The organism is Streptomyces sp. NPDC051315, from assembly GCF_044455165.1.
Classification (GTDB): Bacteria; Actinomycetota; Actinomycetes; order Streptomycetales; family Streptomycetaceae; genus Streptomyces.
In genome coordinates this window covers 110,018-128,115 of sequence record NZ_JBITEN010000020.1, presented here as the reverse complement: position 1 = coordinate 128,115, position 18,098 = coordinate 110,018, and the positions used below count along the sequence as shown (strand labels likewise).

Below are 18,098 nucleotides of genomic sequence, written 5' to 3'. Positions count from 1 at the left end.
CCGGACAGCCGCCCTCAGGTGCGGTGCGGCCCGGCGCCGCCGCGGCCGGTGATCTGGGCCAACGGCGTCCCGCGCGCCCACAGCCGCAGGCGGGCGCCGTCGATCGGGTAGGTGTTGCCCTGGCGAGCGGCCCGGGCCTCGTCCCGGTGCGTGAACGTCCCGCGGTGCACGACGAGCCGCACCCGAGGCCCGGCCCGCGCCCGTGATCGGCAGGAGCAGGCGGTCTCCTCGTCCGGCAGGGGCTCGGCCACCGGCCGGAACGCCACGTCGAGCAGCCGGCCCCGCCCGTCCCGCGCGGCGAGGTGCGGGACGGTGTGCGCGGAAGGGGGCACGACCCGCCACCCGTCCCGCCGCAGCATCCGAGCCACGGCGAGTACGAGCGCGGGCAGGTCCAGCTCGGCCAGTTCCTCGGCGCTGTAGTAGCCGCGCCGCCGCCGCGCCGGCCGCCGCGACCGACGCCCTAGGACGCCGACGGCGACGACGAGCACCGCGAGGACGAGTACGGGAACCCACACGCCGACGACGCGGCCCGTCGGCGCGAGGGCCGCGGCCGTACCGCACACGACGACGACCACGACGACCAGAGCGGGCAGCACCTCGCGCAGCCGGGGTCCGTCACGGCCCGTCGCACGCAGCTCCCGCACGACCCGACGGCGCCGGGCACGCGACGACTCGTCGCCCGACGCTCGCTGCCCCTCGTGTCCCCCCGGGGCAGGCCCCCCACCCCGTTCACCACGACGTGTGAGGAGCTGATACCCGCGCTGCGCCGACGGGCCCGCGCCCAGCCGCTTTTCCGCCACTGTCCTGCCGAAGAGCGCCCTGCGCCGGCACGGGGCCGTTGTCAGTGGTGGATGCCAAGCTTGCTGGTCATGGACGAGGCTGACTTCATGCGGGGCCGGGTCTACGGCGCCGACCACGACGACGCGAGCCCCCGCCCGGACCGCGCCTACGCAGAACTCGTGGGCGGTCCTCTGGACGGCCTGCTGCTGGACGTCACGGACCACACCGACAGCGACCCGTCGGAGGTGGCCCTGACCACCGAGATAGGCCGGTACGGCCCGGGCGGCCGGACCCTGTACGTGCGCCGCCCCTCGGACGCCCGCCGTTTCGACTGGCGGGGGGACATGCCGGGCGCCCCCTGAGCGGGCTCTCGTTCGATCGTACGAACATGGCCGCGTGGGGGTTACCTGTGCATCCCCGGCTTGATAGGAAACCTTCCTGTCAGTTGACACGGAAGCACCCTCCACTCACCCCCCACTCCCCCAGGAGTCACTGTGGTGCACACCTCCCGCGCGGCGGAGGACCCGGCCGCCGCGTCCCGCCGCACGGTCCTGGCCCTCCTCGCCGCGTTGACGGCGACCCCGCTGACGGCCGCCCCGGCCGCGGCCGCCGCGCCCCGCGCCGCCCGGGGTCTCGACGACCCGGCGAAGAAGGAGATCGCCATGAAACTGGTGTCGAGCGCGGAGAACTCCTCGCTCGACTGGAAGGCCCAGTACCAGTACATCGAGGACATCGACGACGGCCGGGGCTACACCGCCGGCATCGTCGGCTTCTGCTCCGGCACCGGTGACATGCTCGACCTGGTGCAGCTCTACACCGACCGCACCCCCGGCAACGTCCTCGCCCGCTACCTGCCCGCCCTGCGCGCGGTGAACGGCACCGACTCCCACGCGGGCCTCGACCCCGACTTCCCCACGGACTGGCGCGAAGCCGCGCAGGACCCGGCCTTCCAGCGGGCGCAGAACGACGAACGCGACCGCGTCTACTTCGACCCCGCCCTCCGGCGGGCCACGGCGGACGGCCTGCGCACCCTGGGCCAGTTCGTGTACTTCGACGCCATCGTCATGCACGGCGACGGCGACGACGCCACCGGCTTGCGCGCCATCCGCAGGCGCGCCCTGAACAAGGCGAAGCCGCCCGCCCAGGGCGGCGACGAGACGACGTACCTGCACGCCTTCCTCGACGCCCGGGTCTGGGCGATGCAACAGGAGGAGGCCCACAGCGACACCAGCCGGGTCGACACCGCCCAGCGCGTCTTCCTGCGCAGGGGCAACCTCGACCTGAACCCGCCCCTCGACTGGAAGGTGTACGGCGACAGTTACCACATCGACTGACGGTCACCCGTCCGTCCGGCGGCGAAGGCCCTGGCAGCGCCGTGCCGTCGGCACGGTGCGCCTGCCCGGCCCGGGACGAACGGGCTCACCGTCGCGTTCGCCCGCACGGCCGCCGTGCCGGGTGCGGCAGGACACGGGCAGGACGCCGGGCGCGCACCCCGGGAAACCGCTCGGGGACATCGGCACACGGTCCAGTGATGCGCCTGAGGCATAGGGGACCGGTTCCGGGGTAGGCGCGCGGCCATGAACGGGGTAGTGAAGGCGGTCCGGATGGCACCAGTCCCGCTCGACGACAGGTCCTCCGGGGCCGGCGCGGGCCCTGTCGAGACGACGGTGGCCCTGGACGGCGAGGCCGGCTGTATCGCGGGTGCGCGGCATCTGACGGGTGATTTCCTCACGCGCGTCCAGCGTGAGCACGGAGTGCCGGTGTCGGCACGGACTCTGGACGTGGCGCAGCTCGTGGTGAGCGAACTGGTCACCAACGCGCTCCGCCACGCCCGGGCCCGGTCCTGCTGCACCTGCGCATCGTCGGCGCGGCGGTGGAGATCGCGGTCTGGGACAGCGATCCGGCGATGCCGGTGCCGCGCGGGGCGGACCCGACACGGGTGGGCCAGCACGGCCTGGAGATCGTCATGGCCGTGGCCCAGGACCTCGCCGTCGTCAGCGAACCGGTCGGCAAGCGGATCGTCGCCCGCCTGGGTCTGCTCGACGGGCTGTGAGCGGGCGCCCCGGTCAGCGCGGGGCGGCGCTGTCCTCGTCCAGGACGCGGAACGTCGCCCCGCCGAGGGCGAGGACCCCGTCGGACAACGGAGTGCAGCGCACACCGCCCCTGCCGCGCAACGCCCGTTGCGCGCCCGGGCCGACGGTGACGTCCATCCACGCGCAGGGCCTGGCCGGGCGGTTCACGGCGAACACCACGGGACCGTGCGCGCCGTCGAGGACGATCGTCGAGCCGACGTGGGAGTCGATGTCGACGCCCCGCAGCAGCACGTTGCGGCGGGTGTGCCGGAGGTCGGCGGCCGGGTTGACGTCCAGGGGGAGGTTCTCGGCGGCCATGAGCGTCACCGCCGCGTCCCGGTGCGCCGCCCGGCCGAAGTAGCGGTCCCCGACCAGCCCGAGCCCGCCGCGGACCCGCACCGACTCCACCAGCTCGCCGCCGGGGCCGTCCGCCGGCCCGTCCGCGGGACGCCCGGCGAACCGGTGCACCGGCGACACCAGCAGCTGCACGACCTCCACCTCGATCACGGGACCGACCCTACAAGCCGTCCCGCGCGGCCGGCTCCGGGCGGCCGGCCATCTGTTCGGTGGGCGGTGGCGGCGTGTGGCGTGTGGCGGGCGACCGGTCGTCCGTCTGGTGTGTGGCGGGAGGCCGGTCGTCCGTTTGGTGTGCGGCCGCAGGCCGGGCAGCATGGCGGCACAGACCGCGGAAGGGGAACCAGTGACCAGGCGAGAACGCCCCCGCAGCTTCTTCTACGAGACGCCCGGCGTCCCCCTCCCCGAGGAACCGGAGCCGCCGCTGGTCCTCGACCCGGCCACCGAGGCCCTCGAGGTCCGCCAGGTGACGGAGGCCTGGCAGCGCGTCGAGACGTGGCTGAGCGAGCACGCCCCCGCGTCCCACGCCACGCTGCGGCCCGGCGCCTCGGAGGAGCGGCTGTCCGCCGTCCTGTCGGCGATGGCCGGTCCCGTCCCCGCCGCGCTGCAGGCACTGTGGCGGCTGCGCGACGGTGTGGTGGACGACGCCGGCCGTGAGGCGTTCCTGCTGGGCAACTGGGCGCTGCTGCCGACCGAGGGCGCCATCGAGGTGTACCGGTTCCGCCGGCAGGACGGCGACGAGTACTGGCAGCCGCACTGGACGCCGTTCGCCTCGTGGAGCGCGCACGACAAGCGGTACGGACTGTTCCTCGACGCCGAGAGCGGAGAGGTCTGGTTGTGGGCGGACGGGACCCGCGCGCCGAAGTACGCCTCGCTGACCGACTACCTGGAGGAGATGGCCGACGCGCTCGAGGTGCCGTACCTGACGGCCGGACACCGCCCCGGCCTCACCCGCGGCGGCCTGAGGTGGGAGGACCCCGACCGCTCCCCGGAGGGCTGGGAGCCCTGCTCCGGCTGAACACCCGGCAGGACGTCCCGCCCGGGCGCCGGCGGCCGCCGCGCGAGACCGTCCCGGTGGAGGTGGCGCGCCCGGCGGGACGGGGAGGGGCGGTGGCCGCCCACGGACGCGGCCACCGCCCCTCCCCGTGCTCAGGGCTGCCGGCCGATGCTGGCGCAGTTCGACTCGGCGGGCCTGCCGTTGAGGCGGTCGGTCAGCCAGGAGATCGCCTCGCCCTGGTCGAGGAGCAGGGGAGCGAAGTGGTTGAGCAGCGACCGGCCGAGCGGCAGCAGCACGACCGGCTTGTAGGTGACGTCCGCTCCCTTGGCGCACCAGGCCACGGCGAGCTCCCGCGTCTGCGCGTGCGGCACCAGGTCGTCGGTGGTACCCGTCGCCACCCGCACCGGCGACGCCGGCCGGAGTCTGCCGATGCGCTGGTCGTCCAGGGACGCCTTCAGCATCGGCTCCGTCTCGATGATGTCGCCGAGGGAGCGCCCGTCCGTGGTCCACGCGGTGCTGCGTGCCGAGTTGTAGGCGAGGAGGGCGTCGCCCACGCACATGGTCGACAGATCCTTCAGGGCCGCCTTGCCGGCCGCGTTGAGGTGCGCCTCGGCGATGGGCTTCAGGGCGGGGTTCGACTGGACGAACCCGTTGACCGACCAGCCGAGCGCGCCGGCCAGGTCACCGCCGTCGATGGCCTCGGTGACGGCGACCAGGTCCGCGGGCGCGGCTCCCGTGTAGGTCCCGGCGAGCGGCACGTCGGGCGCGTACGAGGGCTGGAGCTCGGCGGCGGCCGCCGTGGCCCCGCCCCCTTGGCTGTAGCCGAACAGCGCAACCCGGGAGTCGTCCGTGAGGGACGTCCCGTCGAGGCGCCGTGCCGCCCGCACGGCGTCCAGCACGGCGTGCGCCTCGTCGACCCGGTTGACGTAGGTGTGCAGCCGGTCCGTCGCGCCCAGCCCGGCGTAGTCGGTGACGACGACGGCGATGCCCCGGGCCAGGAGTCGGTAGATCGCCAGGTTCTCGTAACCGACGGACACCGTCTGCCCGTTGAGGAAGAGGGGCCGTTCGAGGCCGAGGGAGGCGGCGCACTGGTCGCCCTGACCCATGGTGCCGGGCGCCAGGGCGACCAGCGGCCGTGGTCCGGTGCCCTTCCAGGCGGCCGCCGGCTCGATGTAGGCGCCGGTGACGGCCACGGGCTGCCCGTTGGAGTCCGTGGACTTGTACATCAGGCGGGTCGCGGTTCCGGGGAGCGGGCCGTCGATGCCCGGCAGGCTCAGGGCGAGGGGGAGCCGCTCGGTGCGGACCAGGGCACCGTCGGCGGCGGGAAGCGACGCGGGCGGACTGTAGAACGCCGGGATGGTGACACCGCGGGACACCACGGCGTCGGCGTCCGGTGCGGCGGCGGCCGGGACGGCCGACGTACCGATGCAGGCGGCCGCGGTGACGGCGGCGGCCAGCAGGCGGGTGGGGGCGGGCATGGCAGACCTCCTGGGGAAGAAGGGAGGCCGAGCCTTCCTGTGCGGCTCGGACGACGCACGGCCCGGTGAGGACGGACCGCTCGGCACGGGGCCCCGGTCGTCCACCGCTGCCCCGTACCGCTTGCAAAGCGCTCGCTCTTAGACGAACTGTCAGGACCGTAGCGGTCAGGGTGTTACCCGCGGTACCCGCCGGTAGGTTACGGTTCAGTAATATGAGGGGTGCGCCCACTCGGTGATCGAGTGGTGACGGCCCTGCCCCGGGCGTACGGTCGAACGGTGGACACGACAGTGGACGCCAGCGTTCACTGACCTCCCCCTCCGGGCCCGCCCGCGGGCGGGCGACACGTCATGAGCAGCTCTTCGCAGCCGACTTCCGCGACCCGGGCCTCCACCCGACAGGGCGGTGGCGGACACGCGATGGCGCTGCTGGTCATCGCCTCGTGCCAGCTCATGGTGGTCCTCGACATCACCATCGTGAACATCGCGCTGCCCGACATCCAGCGCTCCCTGGACTTCTCCACCACCAGCCTGTCGTGGGTGGTCAACGCCTACACCCTCACCTTCGGCGGACTGCTGCTGCTCGGCGGCCGGGCCGGCGACATCCTCGGCAGACGGCGGGTCTTCGTCTGCGGCGTCCTGCTGTTCGTGCTCGCCTCCCTCCTCGGCGGTTTCGCCCAGACCCACGGCCAACTCCTGGCCGCCCGCGCCCTGCAGGGCGTCGGCGGGGCCATCGCCTCCCCGACCGCCCTCGCCCTGATCAGCACCACCTTCCGCGAAGGACCCGAACGCAACCGGGCGTTCGGGGTGTTCGCCGCGGTCTCGGCGGGCGGCGGCGCGATCGGCCTGCTCGCCGGCGGAATGCTCGTCGAGTGGCTGAACTGGCGCTGGGTCCTCTTCGTCAACGTTCCGATCGGCCTGCTCATCGCCCTCGCGACACCGCGCTGGATCCAGGAGTCCGAACGCCACCCCGGCCGGTTCGACCTCACCGGCGCGCTGACCTCCACGGCGGGCATGGTCCTGCTGGTGTACGGCTTCATCCGGGCCGCCCAGGAGGGCTGGCGCGACGCCCTGACGCTCGCCTCGTTCGCCGGGGCCGTCGTCGTCCTGGTGCTGTTCGTCCTGGTCGAGCGGCGTTCCAGACAACCGATCACACCGCTGCACCTGTTCGCCGACCGCAACCGCGCGGGCACCTACGGCATCATGCTGTGCCTCGCCGCCGCGATCTTCGGCATGTTCTTCTTCCTCACGCTCTTCGTGCAGAACGTGCTGGGCTTCAGCCCGTTGCAGGCCGGGCTCGCCTTCCTGCCGGTCAGCGCCGTCATCGCGATCGGCGCCGGCCTGGCCTCACGCTTCCTGCCGGCCTACGGCCCCAAGCCGTTCATGGTGGTCGGCGCGATCCTCGCCGCGTCCGGCCTGGCCTGGCTGACCCTGACCGACGTCCACTCCACCTACGCGGGCAGCGTCCTCGGCCCGATGCTGGTCTTCAGCCTGGGCATGGGCATGGAGTTCGTCTCCCTGACCCTGATGGCGCTCTCCGGCGTCCGCACCCGGGAGACCGGCGCGGCCTCCGGCCTGCTCAACGCCACCCAGCAGGTGGGCGGTTCGCTCGGTCTGTCCATCCTGGTCACGATGTTCGGCACCGCCAGCACCCACGAGGCGGCGAAGCAGGTCCCCGACTTCCTGGCCCGGGCGACCCCCGCCGAACGCCTGCGCTTCCAGCGCACCGGCGAACTCCCGCCGCCCTGGTCGCACGAGGTCCTCACCGCGGGCGTCTCGGCGGCCTTCGTCACCGCGGCCCTCTTCACCCTGCTCGCGGCGGTGATCGCCGTCCTGGTGATCCAGGTCCGCCCCTCGGACCTGGAACGCCTCAAGGGCGGGACCGGACCCGGCGGCAGCTGACCGCGGCCTACGGACATCCGGGCCGTCGTGACGCCGCTCTCCGCAACCCGGACTGCCGGCTTCCGGGCCTTCGTGACGCCGGTCTCCGGCCTCCGGGCCTCCGTGACAGCCCCGGCCTCCGGCCTTTGGGACTGCCGGGTTAGGGTCCGCACATGCCGCAGCGAGACGTGGGAATTCTGCACCCCGGTGCCATGGGAGCGAGCGTGGCGGCGCAGGCCGCGGCCGCCGGGGCCAGAGTCTGGTGGCTGTCCGCCGGCCGGTCCACGGCGACCCGGCAACGGGCCGCCGAGCTGGGACTGCGCTCCGCGGCGAGTCTGGAGGAACTGGCCGCCACCTGCGACACCGTCCTCAGCGTCTGTCCTCCCGCCGCCGCCCTCGACGTCGCCGGCCAGGTGGCGGCGGCCGGCTTCCGGGGCCTGTACGTCGACGCCAACGCCGTCAGCCCGCAGCGCATGGCCGACATCACCCGGCTGTTCGGGGACGGCGGCGCGACGGTGGTGGACGGCGGCATCACTGGACCGCCGCCGCGCGAGACGGGAACGACCCGCCTGTACCTGTCGGGGGAGGTCACGGCCGTCGCCCGCGTCGCGGCCCTCTTCGAGGACACGGCGCTCGCCGCGGTCGCCCTGGACGGCCCGATCGGCCGGGCGTCGGCCCTCAAACTGGCCTTCGCCGCCTACAACAAGATCTCCTACGCGCTGGCCGCCCAGGCCTGCGCCCTGGCCGACGGCCACGGAGTCCTGGACGACCTGGTCGACCTGGCGGCCCACGCCCTGCCCGACACCCCGCTGGCCGGCACGGAGCGACTGGCCGGCGCCGGGCCGCGAGCATGGCGCTGGGAGCCGGAGATGCGGGAGATCGCCCGCGCCTGGCGGGAAGCGGGCCTACCGACCGCGTTCGCCGAGGCCGCCGCGGAGACGTTCGGGCGGTGGGAGGCCCACAAGGACGACTGGACGGTGACCGGCGCACGTCTCATCGCCGATCTGCGCCGGGACGACGGCGACCCCGCCCCATGAGCCGGCACAACCACCGGCGTCCTATGCGCGACCGGACGCCGGTGGTTCGCCGTGCCGCCCGTCGTCTCAGTCGTCCAGCGCGGTCAGGACGTCGCCGAGGTCGACGAACTTGAAGTTCGTCGCGGTGCGGTCCGTGGCGTCGCCGGCGTCGTCGTGGCCGTCCTGGACCACGAGCAGACCGTCGGGATACCTGCTGCCCAGCGGGGCGTTGAGCGCCGCGGCGCCGTCGCACTCCTCCGAGCCGTCGGGCCCCGTGGCCGTGGGGCCGACGCGGAAGCCGCCCTCGTACTCGTTGTCGTCGCCGAGTTCACGGTCGTAGGCGGCGAAGGTGTTGTCCCCCTGGCTGGACGCCAGCAGGTAACCGTCCCCGTCGGCCTGTGTGACCAGCGTCAGGCCCTCGACGTCCGCGGACAGCCGGGTGCCGCCGTAGCCCGGGTCGCTCCCGCTCACGCACTCCTCGGTGGCCTCGTCGTACGTGCCGGGCACGCCGTACTCCCGCACCCTGTCGAGCAGTTCGGGCGTCCCGGTGAGGGTGGCGGGGACGCGCCAGATGCCGACGTCCTCCTGCCCGGCGTAGAGCGTGCCGTTCGCCGGGTCGACCACCATGCCCTCGACCTGGGGCAGTTCACCCGGCTCGGCGCACGGCGACCAGGACCTGCCGTCGGGCAGACGGAACGCCGAGGGCAGGCTCAGCGTGCGGACCTTGCGGTAGCCGACCTTGCCGTCGGCGGTCGCGGTGAGTTCGAGCAGGGCGATCGTGGTGCGCTCACGCTGACTGACCAGCGCGTAGGCGCGGCCGGTCGCCTTGTCGGTCCAGGTGGCGAGACCGTAGGCGGTGCGCTGCTCGTTGATCTCGGCCTGGCCCGCGGAGAAGACCGGCCCGGCGGTCGCGGCGGTGACGTCCGTGAGGGGACGGCCGGGGGTCGCGGGGTCGATGCGGTAGAAGCGCAGACGGTCGTTGCCGCGGTCGGTGGTGACCGCCAGGTCGGCCCGGCCCGTGGAGAGCTTCATGCCCTGCACGAGGTCGACGTTGTTGAAGCGGCCCGGCGCGTCCTCGGGCCCCGGTCCGGCCGGCGCGGGGATCGCCTGCACGAGCCGGGCGTCGAGGTCGTAGACCCGCAGCCCGCCCTCCTTCGCGGTGGCGACGACGAGACTGGCGTCGGGACGGGCGGCGTTGCGCCAGATCGCCGGGTCGTCCGCGTCGGCGTTCCCGCCCTCCTCGTCGTCGAAGACAGCCGGGGTCTCGACACGGGGCAGGACGGCCGGCAGGACCTCGTCGTCCTCCGCGGAGGCGGGGAGCGCGGCGGTGAGAGCGAGTGACAGCGTGAGGACCGAGACGGCGAGCGATCTCGGAAGAGGTCTGGCCACGTCGACTTCCTTCCGTAGCGGGCTTCTTCTTGACAGGCGGGACAACGTGGTGATCTTGGTCGCCGGGGCGAACGCCGAAGCGGCCGACGGGTGAAGGGAAGGTACCGTCGAGCGGAACAACTGCCGTGTGGCCAGGGCTGTTTCCGGTCACCGGCCGGTGGGCCGTCCGGCTGGATCCGGCGCACGCCCCATCTCCCGACGGCGCTGTGCCGAGGCCGTGTGCCCGGATGTGTTTGCCGTCGGAGCGAGAGGCAAAGCGATGTCCATGAGTGAACCGAACACGCAACCGAACGAGGAAACCGAATCCAAGCGGGCGACCGCCGCCAAGGCGCGGCGGACCGCTGACAAGGCGACCGCTCCCGCCGCGCGAGCCGCGAAGGGCGCCGCGACGAAGGCCGGTGACGCCTCGTCAGCGGCGAAGTCCGCGGCCGGGCGCACCGCCGAGGTGACGACGGGCGCCGCGCAGAGCGCCGCCCGTGGTGTCGAAGCGGGCCGTCAGGCGATCATCGCCACCTCGGGACAGGTCGCGGCCACGGCCAAGACGGCCTGGACGGTCATCGCCCACCGCAAGATCGTCGCCGCCGGCGTGGGCGCCGGCCTGACCGCGCTGACCGCCGCGTCCTACGCGGCGGGCCGCCGGTCCGGACGCCACACGCACGGGCCCCTCACCCGGCTCACCGGCGGGCGCATCTGACGGGCCGTCATGACGGGCCGCCGGCAGCCGGCGCGGCGCCGGCGGCCCGTCCCGCGGGAACCCCGAGTGCGGGCCGCGATGCCGGCGGGCCCCCGCGCCCCCGGCCGTCTGCGGCGGTCGGGCGCCCGCCGGGGCCCGCCGACAGTGGCCACGGCTACGGCTACGGCGGCGGGGTGAGGCGGGCGGGGGCCTCAGTGATCGTTCCGAGGTTTCCGACGGGGAGGAGAGCATCACCGTGACCGCACCCACTCGCCCTCCGCTGCCTCGGCGCCCGGCCCGCCGTCGCCGTTTCGACCTGCGGTCCACGGCCTTCTTCTTCGCCTTTCTCGCCCTGCTCATCAGCCTCGGCGGGCTGGCCGTCCGCACCGCGGCGGCCGCCGCGGAGCGCCGTCCCGCCTGGGCCGCCGTGCTGCTCCTGCTGACCGTGGCCGCCGTCGTCGCCGGCCGGCGGGGCCGGCGCCGCTGGTCGGCCCGCAGGCTCGTGCGGAGCGCCACCGAGGCCCTCGAGGAAGCGGCCGAGACCGCGGCCGACGCCCTGGACGCCCAACCCGGGCCGGACGCGCGCGGCGTGCGCGCGGACGCGCGGGCGGCCGCACCCGACGGTGGCGTGCCGACGGCCACCGTTCCCCTGCGTGACCCCCTCACCTGCGGCGAGACACTCGTCCTCAGCCCGGAGCCGGAGTGGGAACCGGACCCGGCGCAGTCGGCCGTCGACACCGACGTCATGGGCGTCGAGGCGTTCGAGGCGCTGGAACCCGCGGCGTTCGAGGAGGCGATAGCCGACCTGTGCGTCCGCGACGGCTGCACGGACGTGGAGGTCGTGGGCGGCGCGGGCGACCTGGGCGCCGACGTCCTGGCGGTGGCGCCGGACGGCCGCCGCGTCGTCATCCAGTGCAAGCGCTACGCCGACGGCCACAAGGTCGGTTCCCAGGACATGCAGCGCTTCGGCGGCACGTGCTTCACCGTGCACGCGGCCGATGTCGCCGTCGTCGTCACGACCAGCGACTTCACGGCACCCGCCGCCGAGTACGCCGAGCAGTGCGCCATCGTGTGCGTGGACGCCGAACGCCTGGGAGAGTGGCAGTCGGGCACGGGCCCACGGCCCTGGGACCTGCGCGCCGCCGAGGGCCGTATCGAGGGCTGAACCGACGGCTGAGCCGGGCCTGGTCGAGGGCCGAGCCAGGTATGTCACTGATTGTTCTGGTTCGTCGGCCGCGGAGTGGGCACTTGGCGGTGAGCGAACGGCGAGCACGGGAGGTTGCTGTGGCGGTTCGGCATCGTCTGGTGAAGGCGGACCCGCGGACGGTGTGGGCCGTCCTGGCGGACGGCAGTCGGTACGCGGACTGGGTGGTGGGGACGGCGGAGTCGCATCCGGTGCGCGGCCAGTGGCCGCAGACGGGTGCGGCGATCCAGTACGAGGTACGTCTGGGGCCCGTCAGCCTCACCAACGAGACGGTCGTACGACACTGCGAAGAGGGCACCACTCTGGAACTCGAGGCGCGGGCGGGTGCGCTCGGCACCGCCAGGATCGCCCTGGAACTGCGCCCCTGGGGCGAGCACTGCCTGGTGATCGTGGACGAGCACCCGCTGCAGGGGGCCGCCGGAGCGCTGCACAACGTGGCCGTGGAGGTGCTGATCCAGGTCCGGCACCGGGCCATGCTGGCCCGGCTGGCCCGGGTGTGCGAGGCCGAGGCCGCCGCCCGCGGCGAAGCGGACGGCCGGCGCCCGTCCGAGGCGGCGGCGGGACAGGCCGCGCGCGGGGGCGGCGATGCCTGACGCCGTGGTGATCGGGGCCGGGCCGAACGGGCTGGTCGCGGCCAACGTGCTCGCCGACGCGGGCTGGAGCGTGGAGGTCCTGGAGGAACAGCCCGAGCCCGGCGGCGCGGTCCGCCACGACCGGGGCGTCGACCCGGACTTCGTCAACGACCTCTTCAGCTCGTTCTACCCGCTGGCCGCCGCCTCCCCGGTGCTCACCGCACTGCGCCTGGAGGAGCACGGCCTGCGGTGGAGCCACGCGCCGCGCGTCCTCGCGCATCCACTGCTCGACGGCCGGTGCGCGGTCCTGGACCGCAGGGTCGACGTCACCGCCGACTCCCTGGAGGCCTTCCACCCCGGGGACGGCGCGGCCTGGCGGCGCCTGCACGGTGTCTGGGAGCGTCTTCGCCCCGACATCCTCGCCGCCCTCTTCACGCCCTTCCCGCCGGTCAGGGCGACGACACGACTCGCCGTACGGCTGCGCGGAGCGGGCGGGCTGCGGCTGGCGCGGACCCTCGTCCTGCCGGTGCGGCGCATGGGCGACGAGGAGTTCGGGGGCGAGGGCGGCAGGCTGCTCCTGGCCGGCAACGCGTTGCACGCCGACCTCGCGCCCGAGGCCGCGGGCAGCGGGGGCTTCGGCTGGCTGATGTCCATGCTCGGCCAGACCTACGGCTTCCCGGTGCCGGTCGGCGGCGCGGGCGCCCTCACCGCGGCCCTGGTGCACCGGCTGCAGGCCAAGGGGGGCACCCTGCACTGCGGCCGGCGGGTCGGCCGGATCCTGGTCCGTGACGGACGGGCCGTGGGCGTACGCACCACCGACGGCGAGACGGTGACGGCGCGCCGCGCCGTGCTCGCGGACGTGTCGGTGCCCGCGCTCTACGGCGAACTCGTCGAACCCGACCACCTCCCCGCCCAGCTGCTGGCCGACCTCGAGCGGTTCCAGTGGGACTTCGGCACCTTCAAGGTCGACTGGGCCCTCGACGGCCCCGTGCCCTGGAGGGCCGAGCGGGCCGGACAGGCCGGAACCGTCCACCTGGCCGACGGCCTGGACGAACTCACCCGCTTCGCCTCCCAGATCGCCATGCGGCAGGTTCCCGACCGTCCGTTCGCGCTCTTCGGCCAGATGACGACGGCAGACGCCTCCCGTTCGCCGCTCGGCACGGAATCGGCCTGGGCGTACACCCACGTGCCCCACCGCGTCACCTCCGACGCCGGGGACGAGGGCCTCACCGGCGTCTGGGACGACCGGGAGCGGAATGTGATGGCCGACCGTGTCGAACGCCAGGTCGAACGGTTCGCGCCGGGCTTCCGGTCGTTGATCCGCGCCCGCCGCATCCTCGCCCCGCCCACCCTCCAGGAGCTGGACGCCAACCTCTGGGGAGGCGCCATCAACGGCGGCACCACGGCCCTCCACCAGCAGCTCGTCTTCCGGCCGCTGCCCGGCACCGGGCGGCCCGAGACACCCGTACGCGGGCTCTTCCTCGCCTCCGCCGGAGCCCATCCGGGCGGCGGCGTCCACGGAGCTCCGGGGGCCAACGCCGCCCGCGCGGCACTGCGGCGGCACCGGGCCCCGGGGCTGACCCGGCTGCAACGCGTCCTCGCCGGCCGGGACCGCGTCGGAGACAGAACACCTCCCGCCGGCTGATCCCCGGCGGGGACACCGCGGTGAGGCGATCACCGCAGGCACGAACGGAGCACGCCGTGGCCGACAGCCCTCTCCGCAACCGCACCGTCGTCGTGACGGGCGCCGCCCGTGGACTGGGCGCGGCGCAGGCCCGAGCCCTCGCCCGGCGCGGAGCCCGCCTGGCCCTGCTCGGTCACGAGAAACCGGAACTGGAGGCCGTCGCGGCCTCGCTGCCCGTCCCCGCCCTGGCCGTCGAGGCCGACATCACCGACGAAAAGGCTCTTGAGCGCGCGGCCGACGCGGTCCGGGAGCGGCTGGGCCCGCCGTCGGTCGTCGTCGCGAACGCCGGCATCGCCGAAGGGGGCCCGTTCGTCACGGCGGACATGGCCTCCTGGCGCCGGGTCATCGAGGTGAATCTCGTGGGCAGCGCCCTGACGGCCCGGATTTTTCTGCCCGACCTCCTGCGGACGTCGGGCTACTTCCTGCAGATCGGCTCGCTCGCGTCGATCGGTGCGGCGCCGATGATGAGCGCCTACTGCGCCTCCAAGGCCGGCGTCGAGGCCTTCGCCCACTCGGTGCGGGCGGAGGTCGTGCACCACGGTGTGGCGGTGGGCATCGCCTACGTGAACTGGACCGACACCGACATGATCCGGGACGCCGACCAGCACCCGGTGCTGCGGGAGCTGCGCGCGCAGATGCCGCCGCCCGCCCGGCGCGTCCACTCGGCGGAGGAGGTGGCGGAGCGGCTGGCGCGCGCGGTGGAGCGGCGCCGCACCGCCGTCTACGTACCCGCCTGGCTGCGGCTCGCCCAGGTGACGCGGGCCGCCCTGCCGCCCCTGGTGCTGCGCCGCTGCCGACGCGAACTGGCCCGTATCGAGGCCGAGGAGCCCCTGTACCCAACGGGCCTGCTCGGGGCCGGCGGCCGGGCCGACAGCGGCGCGTCGGCCACGGCATGAGCGGCCCGAGGAGCACTCCTCAGTCGACGTCGGCGCCCGGTCTGCGGCGCAGCACGAGCAGCGCGGTGTCGTCGGTGGGCATGCCCGCCGAGTGGCGCCGCAGATCGCGGTAGACGGTGGCCGGCACGTCACCGGGGCGGATGTCGCCCCAGCCCGCGGCACGCTGTTCGAGCGGGTAGAAGCCGCCGGAGGGGTCGCGGGCCTCGGTGACCCCGTCCGTGCAGAGCAGGAGCGTGCTGCCGGGCGGGAAACCGAACCACTCGACGGTGCGCGGCTCCGGGGCCAGGGCGTCGAGACCCAGCGGAACGCAGGGCTCTGCCCGCAGGACCGGACCCGACCGCTCGGTGTGGAGCAGCAGGGGTGCGACATGCCCGCAGTTGATCGCCTGGACCTCCTCCTCGGAACCGATGCCGAGCACCAGCGCCGTCACGAACCGCTCGCTCTCACCGACCTGCGCCGCGAACGAGTTGTGCCGCAGCACCGCGTCCTCCAGGGCGTCGACGACGCCCGTGAGGGTGGGCTCGGAGACCGCGGCCTCGCGGAAGGCGCTCAGGACCGCGAAGGCCGCGCTGATGGCCGGCAGCCCCTTGCCCTGGACGTCGGCGATGAAGACACGGCTGCCGTACGGAGAGGTCACGACCTCGTAGACGTCGCCTCCCACCCGGCTGTCCTCCTCCACGGGCTGGTAGAGGCCATGGACGAGGAGCTCGTCCGTGACCAGCGGGAACGGGCGCAGAAGCTGCCGTTGCAGGGCGGCCGCGGCGGAGCGCAGCCGGGCGATCTCGCCCTCGTCGCGCACCCGCTGGGCCGCCCGCGCGACGCTGAGCCCGTTGAAGATCAGGGCGAAGACGACGGTCGCCACGCCGGCGCCGACCGAGTCCTCCGCGGCGTCGAACAGCGCGCCGATGATCATGACGGTGGCCCATCCGGAGGCGACGGCGGTCTGCCGCACGGTGCCTCGCCCGGCGACCAGCGCGGGCACCACCACCAGGAACGGGGCCAGTCTGGTCTCCCGGCCCAGGAACACGCCGACGACCGCCAGGACCGCCGTGAGGCCCACCAGGCAGCCGAGGACGACGGACCAGCGCAGGGGAGGTGCCGGCCGGACTCCGACGCCGACCGCGGACACGCCGTCCGGATCCCTCGACCCAGCCACCGTCCCTCCCGCTCGTGCGACCTGCAACGAACCCCCTCCACAACACCCTCCCGCACTATCCGCCCCCCGGCGCGGCGTGACGGCGGCCCCGCGCCGCACCGGACTCAGCCGGGCGCGGGGCGCTCTGCGCCGGGCTCGCGGCTGGGCCCGCTACTCCCGGACGCCGCGCCGGCGCCGGACGAGGAAGGCGGCGGACGCGGCCAGGACGAGGACCGCGGCCGCGATGCCGGTCCAGGCGGTGGCGGACCATCCGCTGTCCTCGTCCTCCTCGGTGCCGGCCGCCTGCGGGGCGGGCGAGGCGGTCTTCGCGGCGGTCGGTGTCGCGGCGGAGGAGGGGGTCGGCGACGCGCTGGGGGAGGGGCCGGCCGGCTCCGCGCCGGGTGCGGCCGCCTTCAGCTTCAGCACGGGCGCCTCGTTGCCGTGGCCGTGACCGTGCCCGTCGCCGCCGGACTCGCCCAGTTCGATCCAGCGGTCGACCGTGCCGTCGCTGTAGGTCTGGAGCGTCTTGAACGCCAGTTCCTCCGCGTCGGGCAGCCGGCGTACGACGATCGAGTGCTCGGCGTTCTCGCCGACCTTCACGGCGGGCCCCTTGACGGTGTAGCCGTCGCCGTCGGCGGTGAACGCCCAGCCCGCGGGGCCCTCGCCGTACACCACGTCGGCGGGCTCGATGCCCTCGGGCAGGATCACCCGCAGCTGGGTGATGCCGGCCGTGGCGGACTCCGACTCGGCGACGAAGGTGATCTCGACGTTCTCCGCGAGGGCCTGGGCCCGGTCGGACTCCACCTCGACGTGGGCGGCGGCCGGAACGGCGGTGAGCAGGACGGCGGTCGTCGCGGCGGCCGCGGCGACGGTCAGGCGCCGCGCGGCACGCGGCAGGGTGATGCGGGACATGGCGGTCTCCAGGCACGGGGCAGGGCGGGGCGGCCGTACGGCGATGCCGGACCGGTGCCCCGGTGGGGTCGGCTGACACGAGCGGTCCGCGCCGGGGGAGGACCCCGCCGTACCACCGCGTGGGCGAGCACCGGCCCCGCGGCCGGCAGCCCCTCGACCTCTGACGTCAGCGGGGTCGGCGGCCCCGGCTCCCGGTAGGCCGCCCGCCGTCCGGCGATCAGCCGGCGGACGGTGGCCAGGCGGGTGCCCAGCGCGTGGAGCGCCGCCGTCACTCCGTGCGTCAGCGTCCAGCACGCCGAGTCCGCCCGGTGCAGGAGGACCGCGACGAGGACGGCGACGACGGCGTGGGCGACCGTCATGGCCAGGGAGTCGTGCGGATGCCCGGGCCGGCCCGCGGGGAGGCCGGTGACGTCGGGGGCGTGTCCGCCGTGCCGGTGCGCGTGAGGGGTGCCCGTCGCCGTCGTCGGCCGGGGACGCGCGGCGGACCTGAGCCACAGGTGCAGTCCGTACTGGGCGACGACACCGCAGACGACGACGGTGACCGGACGGCGGGGGCGGCGTGTGCCGGCCAGCCCCAGTCCGAGGAGGACGACGGCCGCGGCCGCACCCCGCGCCCACGGCACCGGTCCCTCGGTGAGCAGATGGTGGGCGCTCATCCCCAGCACCGTGCCGACGACGGCGAACACGACTGCCCGCAGGACGGGCAGAGGAGCGCGGGGCGTCGGGACGGGCTGGTGCATGGCCCGCTCATCATGGGGCACGGCCAGGCCGCAGGCAGGCAGGTCGGGGAAAGAGGCCGACACCTCCCTGTCCATGCCCATCGAGCGGTTCTGCCCGGGTTCGCCCGGTCCCCGGCGCCGTTCCAGCGGGCCACCCGAATACCATGGCGAATTATGACAAAACGACGATGGGGGCGAGGGAAGGTGCCGGCTGCGGGCGCTCGGCAGGCCGCACCCCGCGCCGACCACCCCGGAGGGGCGTACGTCCCCCTGGGGGCGTGGCCGGACGGCGGCTGTCCGCAGCCGTTCCGGCAGCGCGCCCCAGTGATGCTGGAGGTT

At 74.5% G+C, this 18,098-nt stretch carries 17 protein-coding genes and 1 pseudogene; 11 read left to right on the top strand and 7 right to left on the bottom strand.

The window, feature by feature from the left end; translation table 11 throughout:
• Window positions 1-14 precede the first annotated feature (14 nt).
• Window positions 15-644, bottom strand: coding sequence for a hypothetical protein (locus ACIBBD_RS31510; protein WP_399422972.1), 630 nt, complete (start codon window positions 642-644; stop codon window positions 15-17).
• A gap of 225 nt (window positions 645-869) precedes the next feature.
• Between ACIBBD_RS31510 and ACIBBD_RS31505 the strand changes: the two genes are divergently transcribed.
• The 3 genes and pseudogenes from ACIBBD_RS31505 to ACIBBD_RS31495 all read left to right on the top strand — a co-directional run bounded on the left by ACIBBD_RS31505 (window position 870) and on the right by ACIBBD_RS31495 (window position 2,833).
• A complete protein-coding gene (locus tag ACIBBD_RS31505; protein ID WP_399422971.1) occupies window positions 870-1,142 on the top strand; it encodes a hypothetical protein in 273 nt (90 codons plus the stop codon).
• Between the two features lie 132 nt (window positions 1,143-1,274).
• Window positions 1,275-2,114 carry a chitosanase gene (locus tag ACIBBD_RS31500; protein ID WP_399422970.1) on the top strand — a complete coding sequence of 280 codons (840 nt, stop codon included), beginning with the start codon at window positions 1,275-1,277 and terminating at the stop codon, window positions 2,112-2,114.
• A gap of 270 nt (window positions 2,115-2,384) precedes the next feature.
• A pseudogene (locus ACIBBD_RS31495) lies at window positions 2,385-2,833 on the top strand (ATP-binding protein).
• Window positions 2,834-2,846: 13 nt separating this feature from the next.
• Here the strand turns inward: ACIBBD_RS31495 and ACIBBD_RS31490 are convergent.
• Window positions 2,847-3,359, bottom strand: a complete 513-nt coding sequence (locus ACIBBD_RS31490) for a molybdenum cofactor biosysynthesis protein (RefSeq protein WP_399422969.1) — start codon at window positions 3,357-3,359, stop codon at window positions 2,847-2,849.
• Window positions 3,360-3,552: 193 nt separating this feature from the next.
• Here ACIBBD_RS31490 and ACIBBD_RS31485 point away from each other — a divergent pair, with 193 nt between their 5' ends.
• A complete protein-coding gene (locus ACIBBD_RS31485) occupies window positions 3,553-4,224 on the top strand; it encodes an SMI1/KNR4 family protein (RefSeq protein WP_399422968.1) in 672 nt (223 codons plus the stop codon).
• 131 nt (window positions 4,225-4,355) lie between these two features.
• Here ACIBBD_RS31485 and ACIBBD_RS31480 read toward each other — a convergent pair whose 3' ends face one another.
• Window positions 4,356-5,681 (bottom strand): alpha/beta fold hydrolase, encoded by a 1,326-nt coding sequence (locus tag ACIBBD_RS31480; RefSeq protein WP_399422967.1) that lies wholly within the window; start codon window positions 5,679-5,681, stop codon window positions 4,356-4,358.
• A gap of 417 nt (window positions 5,682-6,098) precedes the next feature.
• Here ACIBBD_RS31480 and ACIBBD_RS31475 point away from each other — a divergent pair, with 417 nt between their 5' ends.
• Complete coding sequence (locus ACIBBD_RS31475; protein ID WP_399423011.1) at window positions 6,099-7,580, top strand: MFS transporter; 1,482 nt, start codon at window positions 6,099-6,101, stop codon at window positions 7,578-7,580.
• A gap of 152 nt (window positions 7,581-7,732) precedes the next feature.
• Window positions 7,733-8,596, top strand: coding sequence for a DUF1932 domain-containing protein (locus tag ACIBBD_RS31470; protein ID WP_399422966.1), 864 nt, complete (start codon window positions 7,733-7,735; stop codon window positions 8,594-8,596).
• A gap of 66 nt (window positions 8,597-8,662) precedes the next feature.
• Here the strand turns inward: ACIBBD_RS31470 and ACIBBD_RS31465 are convergent, their stop codons facing one another.
• A complete protein-coding gene (locus tag ACIBBD_RS31465) occupies window positions 8,663-9,964 on the bottom strand; it encodes a phytase (RefSeq protein WP_399422965.1) in 1,302 nt (433 codons plus the stop codon).
• A gap of 259 nt (window positions 9,965-10,223) precedes the next feature.
• Here ACIBBD_RS31465 and ACIBBD_RS31460 point away from each other — a divergent pair, with 259 nt between their 5' ends.
• The 5 genes from ACIBBD_RS31460 (at window position 10,224) to ACIBBD_RS31440 (ending at window position 14,993) form a co-directional block, all read left to right on the top strand.
• Window positions 10,224-10,658, top strand: coding sequence for a hypothetical protein (locus tag ACIBBD_RS31460; protein WP_399422964.1), 435 nt, complete (start codon window positions 10,224-10,226; stop codon window positions 10,656-10,658).
• Window positions 10,659-10,893: 235 nt separating this feature from the next.
• Window positions 10,894-11,802: a restriction endonuclease gene (locus tag ACIBBD_RS31455; protein ID WP_399422963.1), complete on the top strand. Its 909-nt coding sequence runs from the start codon at window positions 10,894-10,896 to the stop codon at window positions 11,800-11,802.
• Window positions 11,803-11,921: 119 nt separating this feature from the next.
• On the top strand, window positions 11,922-12,434 hold the full coding sequence (locus ACIBBD_RS31450) for an SRPBCC family protein (RefSeq protein WP_399422962.1): 513 nt from the start codon (window positions 11,922-11,924) through the stop codon (window positions 12,432-12,434).
• Window positions 12,427-14,058, top strand: coding sequence for a phytoene desaturase family protein (locus ACIBBD_RS31445; RefSeq protein ID WP_399422961.1), 1,632 nt, complete (start codon window positions 12,427-12,429; stop codon window positions 14,056-14,058). Before ACIBBD_RS31450 ends, ACIBBD_RS31445 begins: the two co-directional genes overlap by 8 nt.
• Before the next feature lie 56 nt (window positions 14,059-14,114).
• On the top strand, window positions 14,115-14,993 hold the full coding sequence (locus tag ACIBBD_RS31440) for an SDR family oxidoreductase (RefSeq protein WP_399422960.1): 879 nt from the start codon (window positions 14,115-14,117) through the stop codon (window positions 14,991-14,993).
• A gap of 19 nt (window positions 14,994-15,012) precedes the next feature.
• Here the strand turns inward: ACIBBD_RS31440 and ACIBBD_RS31435 are convergent, their stop codons facing one another.
• From ACIBBD_RS31435 to ACIBBD_RS31425, 3 genes are all read right to left on the bottom strand, one after another.
• Window positions 15,013-16,122, bottom strand: a complete 1,110-nt coding sequence (locus ACIBBD_RS31435; protein WP_399422959.1) for a PP2C family protein-serine/threonine phosphatase — start codon at window positions 16,120-16,122, stop codon at window positions 15,013-15,015.
• Window positions 16,123-16,299: 177 nt separating this feature from the next.
• Window positions 16,300-17,040: a DUF1775 domain-containing protein gene (locus tag ACIBBD_RS31430; protein ID WP_399422958.1), complete on the bottom strand. Its 741-nt coding sequence runs from the start codon at window positions 17,038-17,040 to the stop codon at window positions 16,300-16,302.
• On the bottom strand, window positions 17,001-17,780 hold the full coding sequence (locus ACIBBD_RS31425) for a hypothetical protein (RefSeq protein WP_399422957.1): 780 nt from the start codon (window positions 17,778-17,780) through the stop codon (window positions 17,001-17,003). The genes ACIBBD_RS31430 and ACIBBD_RS31425 overlap by 40 nt, the downstream gene beginning before the upstream one ends.
• Window positions 17,781-18,098: the final 318 nt, after the last annotated feature.